The organism is Burkholderia sp. Leaf177, from assembly GCF_001424345.1.
Classification (GTDB): domain Bacteria; phylum Pseudomonadota; class Gammaproteobacteria; order Burkholderiales; family Burkholderiaceae; genus Caballeronia.
The window spans coordinates 39,906-56,801 of record NZ_LMPF01000007.1 but is presented as its reverse complement, the minus strand read 5'-3'; the positions used below and the strand labels follow the sequence as shown (position 1 = coordinate 56,801).

Here is a 16,896-nt window from a genome sequence, read left to right as displayed (position 1 = left end):
CGATGTTTCGAGCCTGCTTCGCGCTGTTTTCCCCGGCGTTGCCGGCGCCGGATCGCGCGCTTCGATTGGCTATAATGACGTAAATATGCGGCTTGATGGGCGCGCATGCGGCACGAAATGAGCATTGCGGGCCGAGCGTTCAAGTTTTACGTGTATTGCCGCAACGCAGCAAAACCTGATTTCTGGCGTGTACGGATTCGTCCCGTTCGTCTAATCTCCCGACCCTGAATTTCCACATCGAAGAGAGTGCACATGAGCTTCAACAACGTACCCGCAGGCAAGGATCTTCCGCAGGACTTCAACGTGATCATCGAGATCCCGGCGCAAAGCGACCCGGTGAAGTACGAGGCGGACAAGGACATGGGCCTGCTCGTGGTCGACCGTTTTATCGGCACGGGCATGCGTTACCCGGCCAACTACGGTTTCATCCCGCAAACGCTTTCCGGCGACGGCGATCCGGTCGACGTGCTGGTGATCACGCCGTTCCCGCTGCTGGCAGGATCGGTGGTTCGCGCGCGCGCGTTGGGCATGTTGCAGATGACGGATGAATCGGGCGTGGATGCAAAGCTGGTCGCAGTCGCGCATGACAAGATCTGCCCGATGACAGCGCACATGAAGACGGTCGATGACGTGCCGGAATATTTGAAAGACCAGATCAAGCATTTCTTCGAGCAATACAAGGCGCTCGAGAAGGGCAAGTGGGTGAAGGTGGAAGGCTGGCAGGGCGTGGAAGCAGCCCATAAGGAAATTACGGAAGGCGTGGCTAGCTTCAAGAAGTAAAGCTGGACGCAAGCGCTCGAAGTACGGAAGACCGTCCGGTCTTGCCATGAGGCAGGACCGGGCGGTTTTTTTATGTCTCTATCGGCGGGACTTCGTCGGCCTCAGCAGGCATGATTTCCACGAGCGTCAATTCGCCCGCTACCAGCTTCCATTTTCTCGGCGTCGAAAGCCGTTTCACCCAATATTCCGCTCGCGAAGCTTCCGCCCGTCCGCTCAATTCAAACGAAGCCCGCACGGCCACCGGCTTGCGCGATCGCGTATATCGCGCGCCATCGCCGCTCAGATGTTTGGCAAAACGCGCCTCGACATCGGTGGCAATCCCGGTGTAGAGACTGCCGTCGGCGCATTCGATCAGGTATAAAAACCAGGGCATGAGTCAGAAGGTGAAAACCGGATGCCGCGCATTATCGCTTAAGCCCCGGCCACGAACGCCCGAACCCCGCTCCGACAAAATCCCGCGACATCGGCGAGAATAACCGTTCCGCGCTGCATCAAGCGCACGGCAGCAGCCACGAACAAGTCCGAAGCGAGGTAAGCCTGTTGAACCGCACGGTCGAAATACACGTAGTCGATTCACTCGACACCGTGAGCCCGGACGAATGGAATCGTCTGGCCGGCGACAACCCGTTCGTTCGCCACGAATTCCTTTCGGCATTGCAGGACACGGGCTGCGCGGTGGCCCGAACCGGTTGGCGTCCGCATTTCCTGCTGCTCAAACGCGACGGCCAGCTAGCCGGCGTCATGCCGCTTTATCTCAAGAAACATTCGCGCGGCGAATACGTATTCGATCACGCGTGGGCCGACGCCTTCGAGCGCAACGGCATTCCGTACTATCCGAAAGGCTTGTCGGCAGTGCCGTTTTCTCCGGTAACCGGTCCGCGCCTGATCGCGGCTACGCACGAGGAGCGCGTGATGCTGGCGCGCGGTGCGATCGAGTTGTCGAAGCAGTTGGAGCTTTCGTCGCTGCACGTGCTGTTTCCGCAGGAACAGGACCTCGAAGCGCTGACGGAAGCGGGCTACATGTTGCGTGAAGGCGTGCAGTTTCATTGGGAAAACGCGCCGGGCGGCTACGAAAGCTTCGATGCGTTTCTCGCCACCATGAGCCACGACAAGCGCAAAAAGGTGAAGCAGGACCGCCGCCGCGTGACCGACGCAGGCGTGAGCTACACCTGGCTGCGCGGCGCGCAAATCGATACGGACGCGCTCGATTTCTTCTACGCGTGTTATGAAAACACGTACCGCGAGCACTGGAATCCGCCGTATTTATCGCGCGAATTCTTCGGCCGGATTCACGCGGCCGCGCCCGAAAGCATGCTGCTCGTGATCGCCGAAGCCGATGGCAAACGCCTTGCGTGCGCGCTGAACATGATCGGCGGCGACGTGATGTTCGGGCGTTACTGGGGCACGAAAGAGTTCGTCTCGGGGCTTCATTTCGAGACTTGCTATATGCAGGGCATTGAATATTGCATCGTCAATGGCTTGGCGCGTTTCGAGGGCGGCGCGCAAGGCGTGCACAAGATGTCGCGCGGCATGCTGCCCACGCCCACGTGGTCGGCGCATTGGGTCGCGGACCCGCGGTTCGCGCATGCGATCAGCGAGTTTCTGGACGAAGAGACGGCCGCGATGGATCAGCACATCCAGGAGCTCGAAGCGCACACGCCTTTCCGGAAAAAGGTTTAAGAATTTGCACGATACCCGGCCAATCGGCCAACGTCAGACCCAATACACGCCCTGAAACCGCAACTCGACTTATCATCATGTCGAAATGCTTTCGCTCTTGCAGCGATAACCCTCAACCCGTCATGCGCCGGAACAGGACCCCCGAATGCGGGGCATCGTATGGACAAGCTCAAGATGAAAAACCGATTCTTCAACCTCTATAGCCACGATTTCGCGCGCGTGGCGGTGGGCGTGCCGCGTTGCAAGGTCGCCGATCCGGCGTTCAACGCAGCCGAAACCATCGAACTGGCGAAGCAGGCGGCGGCGAACGGCGCCGTGCTCGTGGCGTTCCCGGAACTCGGCATCTCGGCTTATACCTGCGACGACCTGTTCCACCAGCGCGCCCTGCTCGACGCTTGCGAGGAAGCGCTTGCAACGGTTGTGGCGGCATCGAAGAATTCGCCCATTGCCATGATCGTGGGCATGCCGTTGCGCGTGGAGCACACGCTATTCAACTGCGCGGTCGTGATCGCGGGCGGCCGGATTCAGGGCGTCGTGCCGAAGAGCTATCTGCCGAATTACGGCGAGTTCTACGAGGCACGGCAATTCAGCGCGGCCGAGAATGCATCGGTCGATAGGGTGAACTTGCTGGGATCGGACGTGCCGTTCGGCTCGTCGCTGCTGTTCGAAATCGCCGACCTGCCGCTTTTCCGCTTCCACGTGGAAATCTGCGAGGACGTCTGGGTGCCGATTCCCCCGTCATCGTTTGCCGCGCTCGCGGGCGCGACCGTGCTGGTGAATCTGTCGGCATCGAACGTGGTGGTGGGCAAAGCGGGTTACCGGCATCAACTGGTTTCGCAGCAATCCGCCCGATGCCTTTCCGCGTATCTGTACACATCGGCGGGACGGGGGGAATCGACGACTGATCTGGCCTGGGACGGTCAGGCGATCATCTATGAAAACGGCGAGCTGCTCGCCGAATCCGAGCGTTTCCTGGATACATCGCATCTCGTTTTCGCCGATATCGATCTCGAGCGGCTTTCGCGCGAACGCATGCGCCAGACTACGTTCGGCCAGTCGGTGCGACGTCACGCCGACGAAGTCTCCGCGTTCGAAACCATCCGCTTCGAGCTGGACCTGCCGGTCACCCGCGCGCTGCCGCTCGACCGCGTGGTCGAGCGGTTCCCTTACGTGCCGTCGGACGCGAAGCGACGCGACGAGCGCTGCAACGAGGTCTACAACATCCAGGTGCAGGCGCTCGTACAGCGTCTCTCGGCGAGCGGCATTTCGAAGGTGGTGATCGGTATCTCTGGCGGGCTTGATTCAACGCACGCATTGCTTGTCTGCGCAAAGGCGATGGACCGTCTCAAGCTGCCGCGCACGAACATTCTCGGCGTGACCATGCCGGGTTTTGCGACGAGTGACCGGACCTTGTCCCAGGCGCGGCAATTGATGGAAGTGGTCGGCTGTTCGGCAAGCGAAATCGATATCCGTCCGAGTTGCGAGCAGATGCTGAAGGACCTCGGTCATCCGTATGCATCGGGCAAGGAAGAGTACGACATCACGTTCGAGAACGTCCAGGCAGGGGAACGCACGAATCACCTGTTCCGGCTCGCGAACTTCAAGAGCGGCATCGTGATCGGCACGGGCGACCTGAGCGAGCTTGCGCTCGGGTGGTGCACCTACGGCGTGGGCGATCACATGTCGCACTACAACGTGAACGCGAGCGTCCCGAAGACGCTGATCACGCATCTGGTCCGCTGGGTCGCCGAAACGGGACAAATCGGCAATTCGGGTTCGGACGTTCTGATCAACATTCTGAACACGGACATCAGTCCCGAACTCGTTCCTGGAAAAGCGAACGGCGCGCCCGAGCAGAAGACCGAGAGCGTGATCGGACCGTATGAGTTGCAGGACTTCAACCTTTACTACACGCTGCGATTCGGGTTCTCGCCCTCGAAGGTTGCGTTCCTTGCGTATACGGCGTGGAAGGATCGCGATGCAGGCGACTGGCCTGAAGGAGCGCATGTTGCGCGCAACCAGTACGAACTGGGCGATATCAAGCGCAATCTTGGTATTTTCCTCGACCGTTTTTTCAGGACCAGCCAGTTCAAGCGTTCCTGCATTCCGAATGCGCCGAAGGTCGGGACTGGCGGTTCACTTTCTCCGCGTGGCGATTGGCGCGCGCCAAGCGATTCGGAATCTATCGTGTGGATGAACGACCTGAAGAACATTCCCACGGATTAAGCCGTTTGCACCAGATTTGCGCGTGAAATCCGCGTATATCGGTGAATTTCAGCGACTTCTTCAAGTGTTGACGCGAGATGCTTGCGGTGAACGGTGAAAACGCAGCTAGAATCAAAGCATCGATTTGAAATTTGTTATCTACCCATTCGCACATCTCGCCACGCACGTGGCGTCATCATTCAACGAGGCGCGCCATGAAACGCATTACCGCAGTCATCAAGCCGTTCAAGCTGGACGAAGTTCGTGAAGCGCTCGCCACGGCGGGTCTTACTGGCCTGACAGTGACCGAGGTCAAGGGTTTCGGCCGTCAAAAAGGCCATACGGAGTTGTATCGCGGGGCGGAATACGTCGTCGACTTTCTGCCGAAGGTGAAGATCGAAGTCGTCGTGGCGGACGCGCAGACAGATCAGGTGATCGACGCCATTATTGGTGCGGCTCGTACCGGCAAGATCGGCGATGGCAAGATCTTCGTGACTGACGTCGAGCGCGTGATCCGCATCCGTACCGGCGAGGAAGACGAAGCCGCGGTCTGATCGTGCTTCGCGCAAGATAGGCATGACGCAGCTTCAGGCCTTTATCCGCTTTAAAGCGCGACCGGTTGTCGGTCGCGCTTATCAATCGATCGTTATCGGCTTAGCCGAGAGCGCATCCCGTTTGCTCCCGTTCTGCACGTCCCCATCATCAATGTAAATATTCGTTGCGGTACTATCGGCGTTTCTGTGTGCTTTTTGTAAGGATTTGTGGATGCACCACGCGATAGGCTTCATTCAGGACTTAGCGGTAATCATGGCGATTGCGGGCGTCGTCACCGTGTTATTTCATCGCCTGAAGCAGCCGGTCGTGTTGGGATATATCGTGGCGGGCGTGATTATCGGGCCGTACACGCCGCCTTTTCAGCTTATCCACGACGAAGCCACCATTCAGACGCTGGGCGAACTCGGCGTCGTGTTCCTGATGTTTTCGCTTGGACTTGAATTCAGCCTGAAGAAGCTCTTCAAGGTCGGAGCAACGGCGTTCGTGGCGGCCGCGTCCGAGATCCTGCTGATGATCTGGATTGGCTATGAAATCGGTCAATGGTTCGGCTGGAACGCGATGGACTCGCTGTTTCTCGGCGCCATGCTCGCCATCTCCTCGACCACGATCATCGTCAAGGCGCTTTCCGAACTCGGCATGAAGGGCGAGCCGTTCGCGCAACTGATCTTCGGCATTTTGATCGTGGAGGACATTCTCGCGATCGCCATGCTCGTGCTGCTGTCGGGGATTGCGCAGACCGGATCGGTATCGGCGGGCGTGGCGTTCGTCACGCTGGGCAAATTGCTGCTGTTCATGACGGTATCGATGGTCGTCGGCATTCTGATCGTGCCGCGTGCACTGGATTACGTTGCCAAGGCCAAGAGCGACGAGATGCTGCTCGTCACGGTGCTTGGCTTCTGTTTCGGCTTCTGTTTGCTCGTCGTGAAGCTGGATTACAGCATCGCGCTCGGCGCGTTCCTGATCGGCGCGATCATGGCCGAATCGCGGAACCTGCAGCGGATCGAACATTTGATTGCGCCGGTCCGGGACATGTTCTCCGCCATCTTTTTCGTGACCATCGGGCTGATGCTGAATCCGACGGTGCTCGTCGATTACTGGTGGCCGATCACCGTCATCACCATTGCGGTCGTGTTCGGGAAGATCGTCTCGTGCGGGCTCGGGACATTTTTGGCGGGCAAGGACGGACGCACGTCGATGCGCGTTGGCATGAGCGTCGCGCAGATCGGCGAGTTCTCGTTCATCATCGCTTCGCTGGGTGTTTCGCTGAAAGTGACGAGCAGCTTTCTGTATCCGATCGCAGTCGCGGTTTCCGCGTTGACCACGCTGTTCACGCCCTATCTGATCAAGGCGGCCGATCCGATCACGCGGCGTATCGCCCGGTCCATGCCGGCTCCGGTCGCCAATACGTTCGGCTTGTATTCGCAATGGCTCGCGAGCCTTTCGCCCGATACCGCCGGCCCGACGATCTTCAGCATGACGCGGCGAATCGTGCTGCAGATAGCAGTCAACCTTGCGCTGGTCGCCGCCATTTTTCTTGCGGCTTCGTACTCTGCTCCGGTAGCAACGAGTTATCTGGCCCGCTGGCTGCCGTCCAACGACGCGCAGCGCGTTGCGATCTGGAGCGCGGCGTTGTTGATATCGATGCCGTTTCTCGTCGCGGTTTATCGAAAGCTCGAGTCGCTTGCATTGATGCTCGCCGAGGTCAGCGTCCAACCCGCGAAGGCGGGGCGCTTCACCAGCGCATTGCGCTCGGCGATCTCCGGCCTGATCCCGATCCTCGCCATGTTCGGCGTTTTCCTGCTGGTCACCGTATTGTCGGGCGGCATTCTTCCGCCGTTCGGCCTGATGATTGCGGTGCTCGTTTGCGCGGCGCTGTTGCTGACCGTGTTGTGGCGCTGGTGCGTGAAAATCCACGCGACGATGCAAATCGCGTTGCGAGAAACTTTTGAAGAGCCGCGAGATCATTGATTAGCATGAAATGTTTCTTTCCTCTGGTAATGTGAGCAATTGTTTGATGGTTTGCCGCCCCCGGACCAGAGGCGGATAATTGAACTCTGACCATTCTCAAAGCGCACAGCGCCTCTATCGGAATGAGCGAAAACAAGTCGTCAAACTCGGGCAAGCCCGAAAATACCTTGAGTTCTACGGGCTCAGTTGCACACTCAGGGACGCATATCCCCAATCCCGATCCGGCCGTCCCGTCCGCGTCATCCCAAAAAAGTACCGATATTCCCGCGGCCGCGCAGCCAGGCCCAAGTGTGAGCGCGGCGGAGCGGGCTTCGACGGATGCGCCATCGAGTGCGTCCACGGTTGAACCCGTCGATACAGCCAAGGCTCAGCGCGACGATGCAGCCGAAGCCCGCAAGTCAGCGGCGAGCGCAACGTCCGCGCAGGAAACTGCTGCGCATGTGTCATCCGCAAGCAAGCCGCTTGGCTTGAAGCCGGGTTTGGCCGCGGAGATCGAGTCGGCGACCGAAGCGCAAGCGAGTCTCGCGGAAGAAGTTGAAATCGCAACCGAAGCGCAGGCCGCTGAAACCGTCGAGATAAACTCGGAAACCGCGACGCCGCGCACCAGCGCCTTGCCTCCGGAATTCACGGCTGCGCCTGATTTCGGCACGTTTCATCCGCCGCCCATTCCGCCGGAACCGCCTCCTGGCAAGCAAGCGCCGCCCGCCTATTTGCGACAAAGCGATTCGGCGTGGTCGGTGTTCGGCCGCGTGATCAAGGCGCGTGCCCGGCAGATCTTCGATCGCGCCGGACAGCGCATTACGCAACGGACCTTGAGGATTGGTGTATCGGCGCGGATTTTCCATCCTGAACCGGGCGCCAAAGGTCTGCGCGGCAAGACACTTCAGTACCTGGAAGAATCGATTGCACATTGGGTCATGTCGCGCGACGTGCTCGTGTTCATGATTCCCACGGTCGGCCATCAGGGCATGCTGCATCCGAGCAATATCCGGCTGCGCGATTACGCGAAGCATCTCGACGGCCTGTTGCTCCAAGGTGGCGCGGATGTATCGCCGCAATCCTATGCGGAAGCGGCGACGCGTCACGAGTGGCCAGGCGACCGCGTCCGCGATATGTACGAGCTTGAGTTGCTGCACGAGTTTATCGAGTCAGGAAAGCCGGTCCTCGGCGTGTGCCGCGGTTGCCAGCTCATCAATGTGGCGTTCGGCGGCACGCTGTATCAGGACATTGCCACCGATGTCCCGACTGCCGGCATCCACGTCAATGAACAATACGACCAGCATCGGCATCCGATTCGTTTTCCCGATGGATCGACGCTCGTCAACATGTTCCCTGGCCGCCGCGACGCGCTCGTCAATTCGATCCACCATCAGGCAGTCAAGACGATTGGCCGCGATCTGAACATCGAGGCGGTATCGGCGGCGGATGGGATTATTGAGGCCGTGCGTTACAGGAAGGCGCCGTTCGTGATGGGCGTGCAATGGCATCCGGAGTTTCATCGCGCGGGTGGCGACGAATTGCTCGACTGCACGCCGTTGCTCGATACGTTCCTGCGCGTGGCGCGCGAGACGCGCTTCTGATTCAGCGCTCGAAACTAGCCAGCCACAATGACAAAGGCCGCTTCAACTCAAGTTGAAGCGGCCTTTGTCATTCGAGCGTCAATAGCAATTACTGCACGATCCCCGCTTCGTTCTGATCCTGAAGCTGTTTGACTTGCTGTTGCAACGCGCGCAAACGACGCTCGGCGTTGGATTTGTCGTTCTGAAGCGCCATGGATTCGGCCTGCATTTGCTGCTGCCGTTGTGACACTTCGCTTTCTTGCGCACGGGCGATAGACAGGTCCGCCGTCAGCCGCTGCGCCCGATCGTTCGAGACCGCGATCACGCGCTCCAGCAGCGCTTTTTGCGCCTGCAACTGCGTGCGCTGGATTTCGCCTTCGGCGAGCGAATAACTCTTCCGTGCGAACTGTGCATAAACCGTCTCGGCATGCATGTTGTCCTGCGACTTCACCACGCGCCAGAAATTCTTGTCCTGAAACAGCGCGACGTAATACACCATTTCTTGCGGATAAAAATAGAGCGCCGCACCGTAACTGCCGTTATACGTGACACGCAATTCGGTGAGCTTCTTTGCCTGCACCATCTGCCTGAGTTCGGACACGTTACCCGCGGCCTGGCCGCTGGCGGCGCCGTCGCTGCCATCCTTGAAATCATCCATGGAGCCATACGGTGGCACTGCACGGACCGGATCGGCAAGACCCGTTGCCGAGAGCAGGGTACCTACAGGCTGATAAGCATTGGCAACGGACGAGCCAAACCCGATGACAACAACGAACAACACTTGCAAAAGGGCGGAGGTAGAGCAGGACTTCATAGTGCGAGGCTTCTAGATTGATTGAGGATCGATGCAAAGCGTGACGCATTCAAAACGCGCCACCTCTTTGCCGCCACGAGACCGTCCGGTCGATGCGCAATTACTTCAGGAATTGCGATCCTGGATCGGTGACACGGCGTTGGTTGAGATCGGAACTCCAGTTCGATGAATCGCCCGAACCCGAGCGCGGCGCAGCGAGCGAAGTTGCGCGAACTGTCTGGCGGGTGGCGCCGCTGTTGTCGTCGAGGACGGCGGAGTGCGCGAGCATGTTGTACATCTCGGCTACGCTAAGCGACGAACCCGATGAACTCGACGAACCCGTGCGCATATCGTCGCGCGGCTGTGAGCGGCGGCCCGGCGACGCCAGCGGCGCGTCGAACCCGCTGCTGCGATAAACCGGCGTGCCTTGATATTCGTGACCGTGGCGTCGCTGTGCGACTTCGTAGCTGCGCGCTTCACGGTTCGCCACGGCAGAACGCTTGCTCTTCGTATGGGCCTTCAAGCGTTCACGCTCCGTCGTCTGTGCAACGACTTGCGGTTTCGTTTGCACGACCGGTGATTTTGCTCGCGCAGTCGCCTTGCTGGCGACAGTAGTGGTACGTGCTTGCGGTGTGGCGTTCGCGCTTGAAGTCACGCTGTCTGACGCTGCGACCGTTGGCGGCGAAGCCACTGCTGCAACAATCGAAGGCTTTGACGAAGCCACGACGGAAGGCTGGGCAGAAGCTTGAGCCGAAGAGGACGACGAAGCGGAAGAAGCCCCAGCAACTGCAGCAGATCCCGAAGGCGTGACAGAAGGCGCAGCTGCAACCGCGGCCGGCTTGTTCACCGGTGTTTCCTTCAGCGCAACGACAGCCGGCTGTGCTTCCGGATTCTGATGGCCGATCCGCGTACCGAACAACGCCCACGCGATAAACGCAGCGCAAGCCAGCGCAATCGCACCACCGGCAACCTGTTTGCGGCGATCGTGTGCCGGCTGCGTCCTGACCATGCGATCGTCAGGCGCGGTGAACGGCTCGAATGCGAAGGGCGCGGGTTCCGGTGCCGGCGGTTCGGCCAGGAAGGACTCGGCGGCGAGGGTGTGCTGCGCGGTTTGCAGCATTTCATCGTTGCGCCTGAACTTGCCCCAAAGGCTTGCCGGCGTGTACGGAAAGCGCTCGTTCGGAAGAGAGAGAGGACTGATATAAGCCGTGAGAAATCGCGCCGCGTAAAACGGAATTTCATATTCAGTCAAAGCCGGGCGCGCGATCGTCAGCGTCCACTCCTCGCCATATATGGCGTTAGGCATACCGGCGAGCGGGTACAAAGTTGGCAGAAGAAGATCGCCTTGTACAACGACCAGAGGAGCATTCATCTTTTTCTCATTTCCGAAAGCGGGCGTCAGGACTGCTCAACGAACAAACAAGCGGGGCAGCCGTGTGGACATCGCCCGGATATTGCTGCGAAGGTGACTAATACTTCACCTTGCCGGACCCGCCACAGAACAGCCCTCGATCATACCCAGCGGTAGCCTGGGCGTCGCTCAGAACCTTCTTAGTTCCACCTTTGGAAGGCGCTCGGAGAAGAAAAAAACCGCCGAACGATACGGACGCAACGTATGTTTCGACGAGCCATGCCAACACGTTCCGGATGCTTCGTGGATGATCCGGCGGGAGGCGTTGAGCGAGATTACGCCAGCGATTCCGCGAAGGCAAAGCAATCCCCGAGGCATCAGCCAATCGGCCGGGTATAGCGCAACGCAATGATAGGGATGCCGCCCATCGTGTCATCTTCACGTCCCGCCAAACGCCATCCACGCGATTCATAAAAGCCAATAGCTGCAACATTCGGTTCGAGCACATAGAGATGCATGTTCTTCGCGCCGCGATCCGCCGCCCATTTGGCAGCGGTATCGAGCATTGCGGTGCCGAGGCCCGTTCCCTTCGCTTCCGGCATGGCGTGCAGGTTGTCGACGAGCACGCTGCCGGTTTCGTCGGGCGCGATCACACATACGAACCCGGCCGGCCGCCCTTCGATGTACGCAATGAACACCTCGCCCGCGCCATGAGCGAGCTCGTTAAAACGCGTGCTCCAGTGCGCCGCGCGATCGCCGGCCAATTCGTGGTCGAGATACGTGTCCGGCAGGATTCCCCGATATGCCGTTGCCCAACTCCTTGCATGCATGTCGGCGATAAGCGCTGCTTCCTTTAGCGTCGCTGGTCGCAAATTGAAACTCTTTGGCAGTTTTGAGTTTGTAGGCTTATTGATATGCATATGTAAGGCAAAGTTAAGCTAAGTTAAGAGCAATTACGCGAAGTTCGAACAGGCGCGTTTCGCGTTCGCGTTGTAATATCGGCTTCGTGTACGAATGTTCGAATTTTGCTAAGCAAGCTTATTAACGTTCTGGTTAACCCTTAGTAACAGTTTTTTGGTCTTTTGCGCCGTTTCGAGAAGGTTTTGCCGGTTCGCAAGCGGCGAAGCTTACACAGGCATCCGGCGCTTTGCCATCGCGCCACTTCAAACCGGATGCAGTCAACTCCAGCGTTTCATGCCGCGTCGCGACACGCTTATGGCGTGCGAATCGGCCGGCATTTTTCGATACAGCTCTAAGAGATAGTCATGTCCAGCTCTTCACATGCAACGCCCGCGAACGAGTCGAAGGCGAAGTCGGTATTTCGCGTCGTCAGCGGCAACTTCCTCGAAATGTACGACTTCATGGTCTACGGCTATTACGCCTCGGCCATTGCGAAGACGTACTTTCCGAGCGGCAACGAGTTTGCGTCGCTGATGCTTGCGCTCTCGGTATTCGGCGCGGGTTTCCTGATGCGGCCGATCGGCGCCATCGTGCTCGGCGCGTATATCGATCATCACGGCCGCCGGAAGGGCCTGATTCTCACGCTGACCATGATGGCGATCGGCACGCTGCTGGTCGCGGTGATTCCGGGATACGCGACCATCGGGGTGCTTGCTCCGATCATCGTTTTGGCTGGACGCTTGCTGCAAGGCTTTTCCGCCGGCGTGGAGCTCGGCGGCGTCTCGGTGTATCTGTCCGAGATCGCGACCAAGGGCAACAAGGGCTTTTATTGTTCGTGGCAGTCGGGCAGCCAGCAAGTCGCGGTGGTGTTCGCGGCGTTGATCGGCGTGGTCATGAGCCGCATCTTGCCGCCCGACCAGATGACAGCGTGGGGATGGCGCGTCCCGTTTATCATCGGCTGCCTGATCGTGCCATTCCTGTTCATCATTCGCCGCTCGTTGCAGGAAACCGATGAATTTCTCGCGCGCAAGCACCGGCCGTCGATGAGCGAGATCATGAAGTCGATGGCGTCCAACTGGGGCATCGTGCTCGCGGGCATGGGCATGGTGATCATGACGACTGTGTCGTTCTACATGATCACCGCGTACACGCCGACGTTCGGCAAGGAAGTGCTGAAGCTTTCTTCCATCGATACATTGGTCGTGACGGTGTTCGTGGGTTTGTCGAATCTCGTGTGGCTGCCGCTTTCGGGTGCGGTGTCGGATCGCGTTGGTCGTCGGCCGGTGTTGCTGTTCTTCACGATCCTGACCATTCTGACGTCGTATCCGGCGGTGCAATGGCTTGTCGCCGATCCGTCGTTCCTGCGGTTGCTTGGCGTTGAGTTGTGGCTCTCGTTCCTGTACGGCAGCTATAACGGCGCAATGGTCGTCGCGCTGACCGAAGTCATGCCGGTCGAAGTGCGCACCACGGGTTTCTCGCTTGCCTATAGCCTTGCAACGACTATCGGCGGTTTCACGCCGGCCATCTCCACGTACCTGATCCACGCGACCGGCAACAAGGCGGCGCCGGGCGTGTGGATGGGACTCGCCGCCATCTGCGGGCTGATCGCGACGCTGGTGTTGTACCGGTCAACGGAAGCGCGGAATCAGTACAAGACGGCCTGACAATTCTTTTGCGATCGTCGAAATGAAATTCCCCTCGCCAAGGTGAACCGCGAGGGGATTTTTTCATTCGAAACGTGAATCAGGACGATGCCGCGACGTCCTTCGCCACCTGTTCGATAACCTCATCCCACGCGCCGGGTTTCGCCTGCCGGAACAAATGTGCTTTGGGATACCACGCGCTCGAAGGGGTATCGATACCCCAACGCCAGTCCGCGGCAAACGGCAACATCAGCCACAGCGGTTTTCCGAGCGCACCGGTCAGATGCGCGACGGCGGTATCGACGGAAACCACGCCGTCGAGACGATCGATGATCGCGGCGGTATCGGCGAAATTCTCCAGCTTGTCTTCGAGCCGCTGAATGAAACGTGCGCGCGGATGTTTGTCGAGCAGGACACGTTCTTCTGCGGTCAGCGTGGGCTGCAACACGATCCAGTCGATGCCTTCCAGCCTGAACAAAGGCTCCAGCAACGCGAGCGGCGCCGAACGCGTTTCGCCTGGCTGAATGCGTCCCGACCACGTAATGCCGAGCTTGCGTTTCGATTGGCCGCCGAGCGACCCGCGCCATTTCTTCCGATACGCCGCCGGCACCACGAGATACGGCGTGCGCGCCGGCACCATATCGGGATTCGATACCCCCAGCGCCAGCGGCAAGCTGAGCAAGGGAATGAAAGCGTGGGCATCGGCGGGTGAGGGTGTTGCCGTGCTTTTGAGCGTCACGCCTGCCGCGTGCGCCGCGGGTTCGAGCAACGCGATGAGCGCCGGCTGCACTTCGAGCACGATCTGGCCGACGAGCTTCGCGGCGAACGGCACGAAACGCACGAACTGCAAGGTATCGCCGAAACCTTGTTCTGCGCGGATCCACAGCGTCTGGCGCGGCATGGGCGCGCCTTTCCAGACGGGAAGCGCCGGCGCCGGGGCACTGGTCGGCGCACGCAGGCGCCACTCGTAAGCGCTCAAGCCGCGGGCATAATCGCCAAGCGAAAGCAACGTCAGCGCCCGGTTCAAATTCGCCGCGACGAGACCGGGATCGAGGCGCAATGCCTGATCGAAGGCACGCAGCGCCGGTTTGTGCGCGCCGAGCGCGAGATGCGCATTGCCGAGGCCGAGCCACGCGACGCCGTACTTGGGATCGAGCCCGACCGCGCGCTCGAATTGCGGCAACGCAGCTTCATGCTCGCCGATGCCCGCAAGCGCGTGCCCGAGCCCGAAATGCGCGGGCGCGAATTGCGGCTGCATGCGCAGCACTTTCTGCAGCACGGGGACGGCTTCGTGCGGGCGGCCGGCGGCATCGAGCAGATTGCCCAGGTTGAAATGCGCCGCGACATAGTTCGGCTCGGCGGCGATCGCTTCGCGAAATTGTTCGATGGCGCCGTGGGTATCGCCGAGCGCGTTGAGCGCCATGCCGAGATTGTTGTGCGCGCCTGCGTGGCCCGGACGGATGTGCAGCGCGCGCCGGAACGCCTTCGCGCCTTCCTCGAAACGGCGCATGCCGAGCAGCGCATTGCCGAAATTGTTCCAGGTGGCGGCGTCGCCGGGTTGCAGGCGCAGCGCTTTTTCGAAGGCATCGGCGGCGTCTTCGTGGCGACCCGCGGCCGCGTATGCGTTGCCCAAGTTGTATTGCGCGAGCGAAAAACCGGGCTCCAGATGCAGCGCGTTGCGAAACCGTTCGATGGCGTCATCGATCCGGCCAAGCGCCTTCAGCGCATTGCCGAGGTTCAGTTGCAGGGCGGGATCGGCGGGACGCAGGTCCACTGCGCGGCGCACCAGATCGGCCGCTTCCGCGTGCTGGCCTTGTTGATGGCGCAGCACGCCGAGCAGATGAAGTGCGTCGACGTGAGAAGGTTCAGCGGCGAGCGCGGCCTGATAGTCGCGTTCCGCTTCGGTGAGGCGGCCGTCGCGATGTGCCGCGAAGCCGCGCGCAAAAACTGTATCCATTGAGGGAAATCAAATGCGAACGCGCCATTTTCCCACACGTTCACTACTGATCCCGATTTTTGCATTGACGCCGCAGGTGCCGGATCAATAACATGTGAACGCCTGTTCAAATGTTGATTCGACCGATCTTGTCCTCCTCTTTGCTTCCGAACGAAGTTTCCACCGATGAGCGTGTCGTTCCGCTCGCCGATCTGTTCCGCCTGCTAGGCGATCCGACGCGCCTGCGCATTGTGTTGACGTGCGTGGAACGGCGTTCGTCGGTGGGCGCGATTGCCGAGTCGCTGGGTTTGTCGGCGTCGCTCGTCAGCCACCATTTGCGCTTGCTGCGGGCGGCGCGAATCGTGCGTGCCGAGCGTGAAGGCAAGCAGGTTTTCTATCTCGCCGCCGACAAACACATCAGCAGCATGCTGGCAGAACTGCTCGAGCATATTGCCGAGCCGCACGCCGATTTCAGACCGGATAACGAATAAATGGCACCTCAATCGACGCACCAGCACGAGCACCACGAGCATTCGCACGAAGGCCACGACGGTCATGATCACAAGGGTCACGATCACAAGGGTCATCATCACCATCACGCGCCGCAAGCCGGGCAGGGCCGGACCTTCGCCATCGCGGTCGGGCTGAACGTGGTGATCGTGATCGTGCAGGCGGTGTACGGTTTCCTCGCGCATTCCACCGCGCTGCTCGCCGATGCCGGCCACAATCTCTCCGATGTCCTCGGCCTTTTGCTCGCGTGGGGCGCGGTCTGGCTCGGCACGCGCAAGCCGTCCGAGCGATACACATTCGGCCTCGGCAGTTCGACGATCCTGGCTTCGCTCGCCAACGCCGCGCTGCTGCTGTTCGCGTGCGGCGCGATCGTGCTCGAAGCCGTCCAGCGCTTGCTCAACCCGGCGCCGGTCGCGGGACTCGACGTATTTATCGTGGCAACGATCGGACTGGTGGTCAACGGTTTCTCCGCCTGGCTCTTCATGCGCGGCAGCAAGGAGGACCTGAACATCCGCGGCGCGTTCCTGCACATGGCGGGCGACGCCGGCATCTCGGCCGCGGTCGCCATCAGCGGCCTCGTGATCCTCTATACCGGCGCGAGCTGGATCGATCCGGTGATGAGCATTGTCGTGGTCGCGGTGATCGTGGCCGGAACGTGGGGACTCGGCCGCGACGCCATGCGCCTTGCCATGGCCGCCGTGCCGCCGGGCGTGGACAAACCGCGGATCGAAAAGTATCTGGCGGATCTGCCGGGCGTCACCGATGTCCACGATCTCCACGTCTGGGCGCTTTCCACCACGGAAAACGCAATGACGGCGCATATCGTGATGCCGGCGGGTCATCCGGGCGATGTCTTCGTCGATGAAATCGTGGGAACGCTGCGCCGCGACTACGCCATGCACCATGCAACGCTGCAAGTGGAAATGGGCACGACGGAACATCATTGCGCGCTCGATGAAAAGTCGCACGCGAGGGCGCACGCGCATTGAGCGTCGTTGGCGCGATTCGACCGGCGT

Annotated in this window: 14 protein-coding genes; 9 read left to right on the top strand and 5 right to left on the bottom strand. The window is 60.1% G+C overall.

Annotation, left to right across the window (positions count from 1 at the left end; translation table 11 throughout):
* The first annotated feature begins 252 nt into the window (after window positions 1-252).
* Entirely contained in the window at window positions 253-780 is a 528-nt protein-coding gene (ppa, locus tag ASG35_RS09430; protein WP_056355883.1) for an inorganic diphosphatase, read from the top strand.
* Between the two features lie 70 nt (window positions 781-850).
* On the opposite strand, the gene ASG35_RS09425 is transcribed toward ppa, so the two are convergent.
* On the bottom strand, window positions 851-1,153 hold the full coding sequence (locus tag ASG35_RS09425) for a GIY-YIG nuclease family protein (RefSeq protein ID WP_056355881.1): 303 nt from the start codon (window positions 1,151-1,153) through the stop codon (window positions 851-853).
* Window positions 1,154-1,320: 167 nt separating this feature from the next.
* On the opposite strand from ASG35_RS09425, the gene ASG35_RS09420 reads away from it, so the two are divergent.
* The 5 genes from ASG35_RS09420 to ASG35_RS09400 all read left to right on the top strand — a co-directional run bounded on the left by ASG35_RS09420 (window position 1,321) and on the right by ASG35_RS09400 (window position 8,768).
* Window positions 1,321-2,460, top strand: coding sequence for a GNAT family N-acetyltransferase (locus ASG35_RS09420; RefSeq protein WP_056355878.1), 1,140 nt, complete (start codon window positions 1,321-1,323; stop codon window positions 2,458-2,460).
* Between the two features lie 174 nt (window positions 2,461-2,634).
* Entirely contained in the window at window positions 2,635-4,686 is a 2,052-nt protein-coding gene (locus ASG35_RS09415; RefSeq protein WP_056355971.1) for an NAD(+) synthase, read from the top strand.
* A 194-nt stretch (window positions 4,687-4,880) separates the two neighbouring features.
* Entirely contained in the window at window positions 4,881-5,219 is a 339-nt protein-coding gene (locus tag ASG35_RS09410; protein ID WP_056355876.1) for a P-II family nitrogen regulator, read from the top strand.
* A 211-nt stretch (window positions 5,220-5,430) separates the two neighbouring features.
* The gene (locus ASG35_RS09405) at window positions 5,431-7,188 is read left to right on the top strand and encodes a cation:proton antiporter (protein WP_056355874.1); all 1,758 of its coding nucleotides are present in this window, start codon (window positions 5,431-5,433) and stop codon (window positions 7,186-7,188) included.
* Window positions 7,189-7,310: 122 nt separating this feature from the next.
* Window positions 7,311-8,768: a type 1 glutamine amidotransferase gene (locus ASG35_RS09400; RefSeq protein ID WP_056355872.1), complete on the top strand. Its 1,458-nt coding sequence runs from the start codon at window positions 7,311-7,313 to the stop codon at window positions 8,766-8,768.
* 88 nt (window positions 8,769-8,856) lie between these two features.
* Here ASG35_RS09400 and ASG35_RS09395 read toward each other — a convergent pair whose 3' ends face one another.
* From ASG35_RS09395 to ASG35_RS09385, 3 genes are all read right to left on the bottom strand, one after another.
* Complete coding sequence (locus tag ASG35_RS09395) at window positions 8,857-9,405, bottom strand: DUF2968 domain-containing protein (RefSeq protein ID WP_156393066.1); 549 nt, start codon at window positions 9,403-9,405, stop codon at window positions 8,857-8,859.
* A gap of 256 nt (window positions 9,406-9,661) precedes the next feature.
* Complete coding sequence (locus ASG35_RS09390; protein WP_056355868.1) at window positions 9,662-10,912, bottom strand: hypothetical protein; 1,251 nt, start codon at window positions 10,910-10,912, stop codon at window positions 9,662-9,664.
* A 356-nt stretch (window positions 10,913-11,268) separates the two neighbouring features.
* Window positions 11,269-11,763 carry a GNAT family N-acetyltransferase gene (locus tag ASG35_RS09385; RefSeq protein ID WP_235527497.1) on the bottom strand — a complete coding sequence of 165 codons (495 nt, stop codon included), beginning with the start codon at window positions 11,761-11,763 and terminating at the stop codon, window positions 11,269-11,271.
* Window positions 11,764-12,156: 393 nt separating this feature from the next.
* On the opposite strand from ASG35_RS09385, the gene ASG35_RS09380 reads away from it, so the two are divergent.
* Entirely contained in the window at window positions 12,157-13,455 is a 1,299-nt protein-coding gene (locus ASG35_RS09380) for an MFS transporter (RefSeq protein WP_056355865.1), read from the top strand.
* Between the two features lie 79 nt (window positions 13,456-13,534).
* Here ASG35_RS09380 and ASG35_RS09375 read toward each other — a convergent pair whose 3' ends face one another.
* Window positions 13,535-15,391 carry a tetratricopeptide repeat protein gene (locus ASG35_RS09375; RefSeq protein ID WP_056355863.1) on the bottom strand — a complete coding sequence of 619 codons (1,857 nt, stop codon included), beginning with the start codon at window positions 15,389-15,391 and terminating at the stop codon, window positions 13,535-13,537.
* Window positions 15,392-15,501: 110 nt separating this feature from the next.
* On the opposite strand from ASG35_RS09375, the gene ASG35_RS09370 reads away from it, so the two are divergent.
* Both ASG35_RS09370 and ASG35_RS09365 read left to right on the top strand, forming a co-directional pair.
* Window positions 15,502-15,861: an ArsR/SmtB family transcription factor gene (locus ASG35_RS09370; RefSeq protein WP_056355861.1), complete on the top strand. Its 360-nt coding sequence runs from the start codon at window positions 15,502-15,504 to the stop codon at window positions 15,859-15,861.
* A complete protein-coding gene (locus tag ASG35_RS09365; protein WP_056355859.1) occupies window positions 15,862-16,869 on the top strand; it encodes a cation diffusion facilitator family transporter in 1,008 nt (335 codons plus the stop codon). It begins immediately after the preceding gene.
* Window positions 16,870-16,896 lie beyond the last annotated feature (27 nt).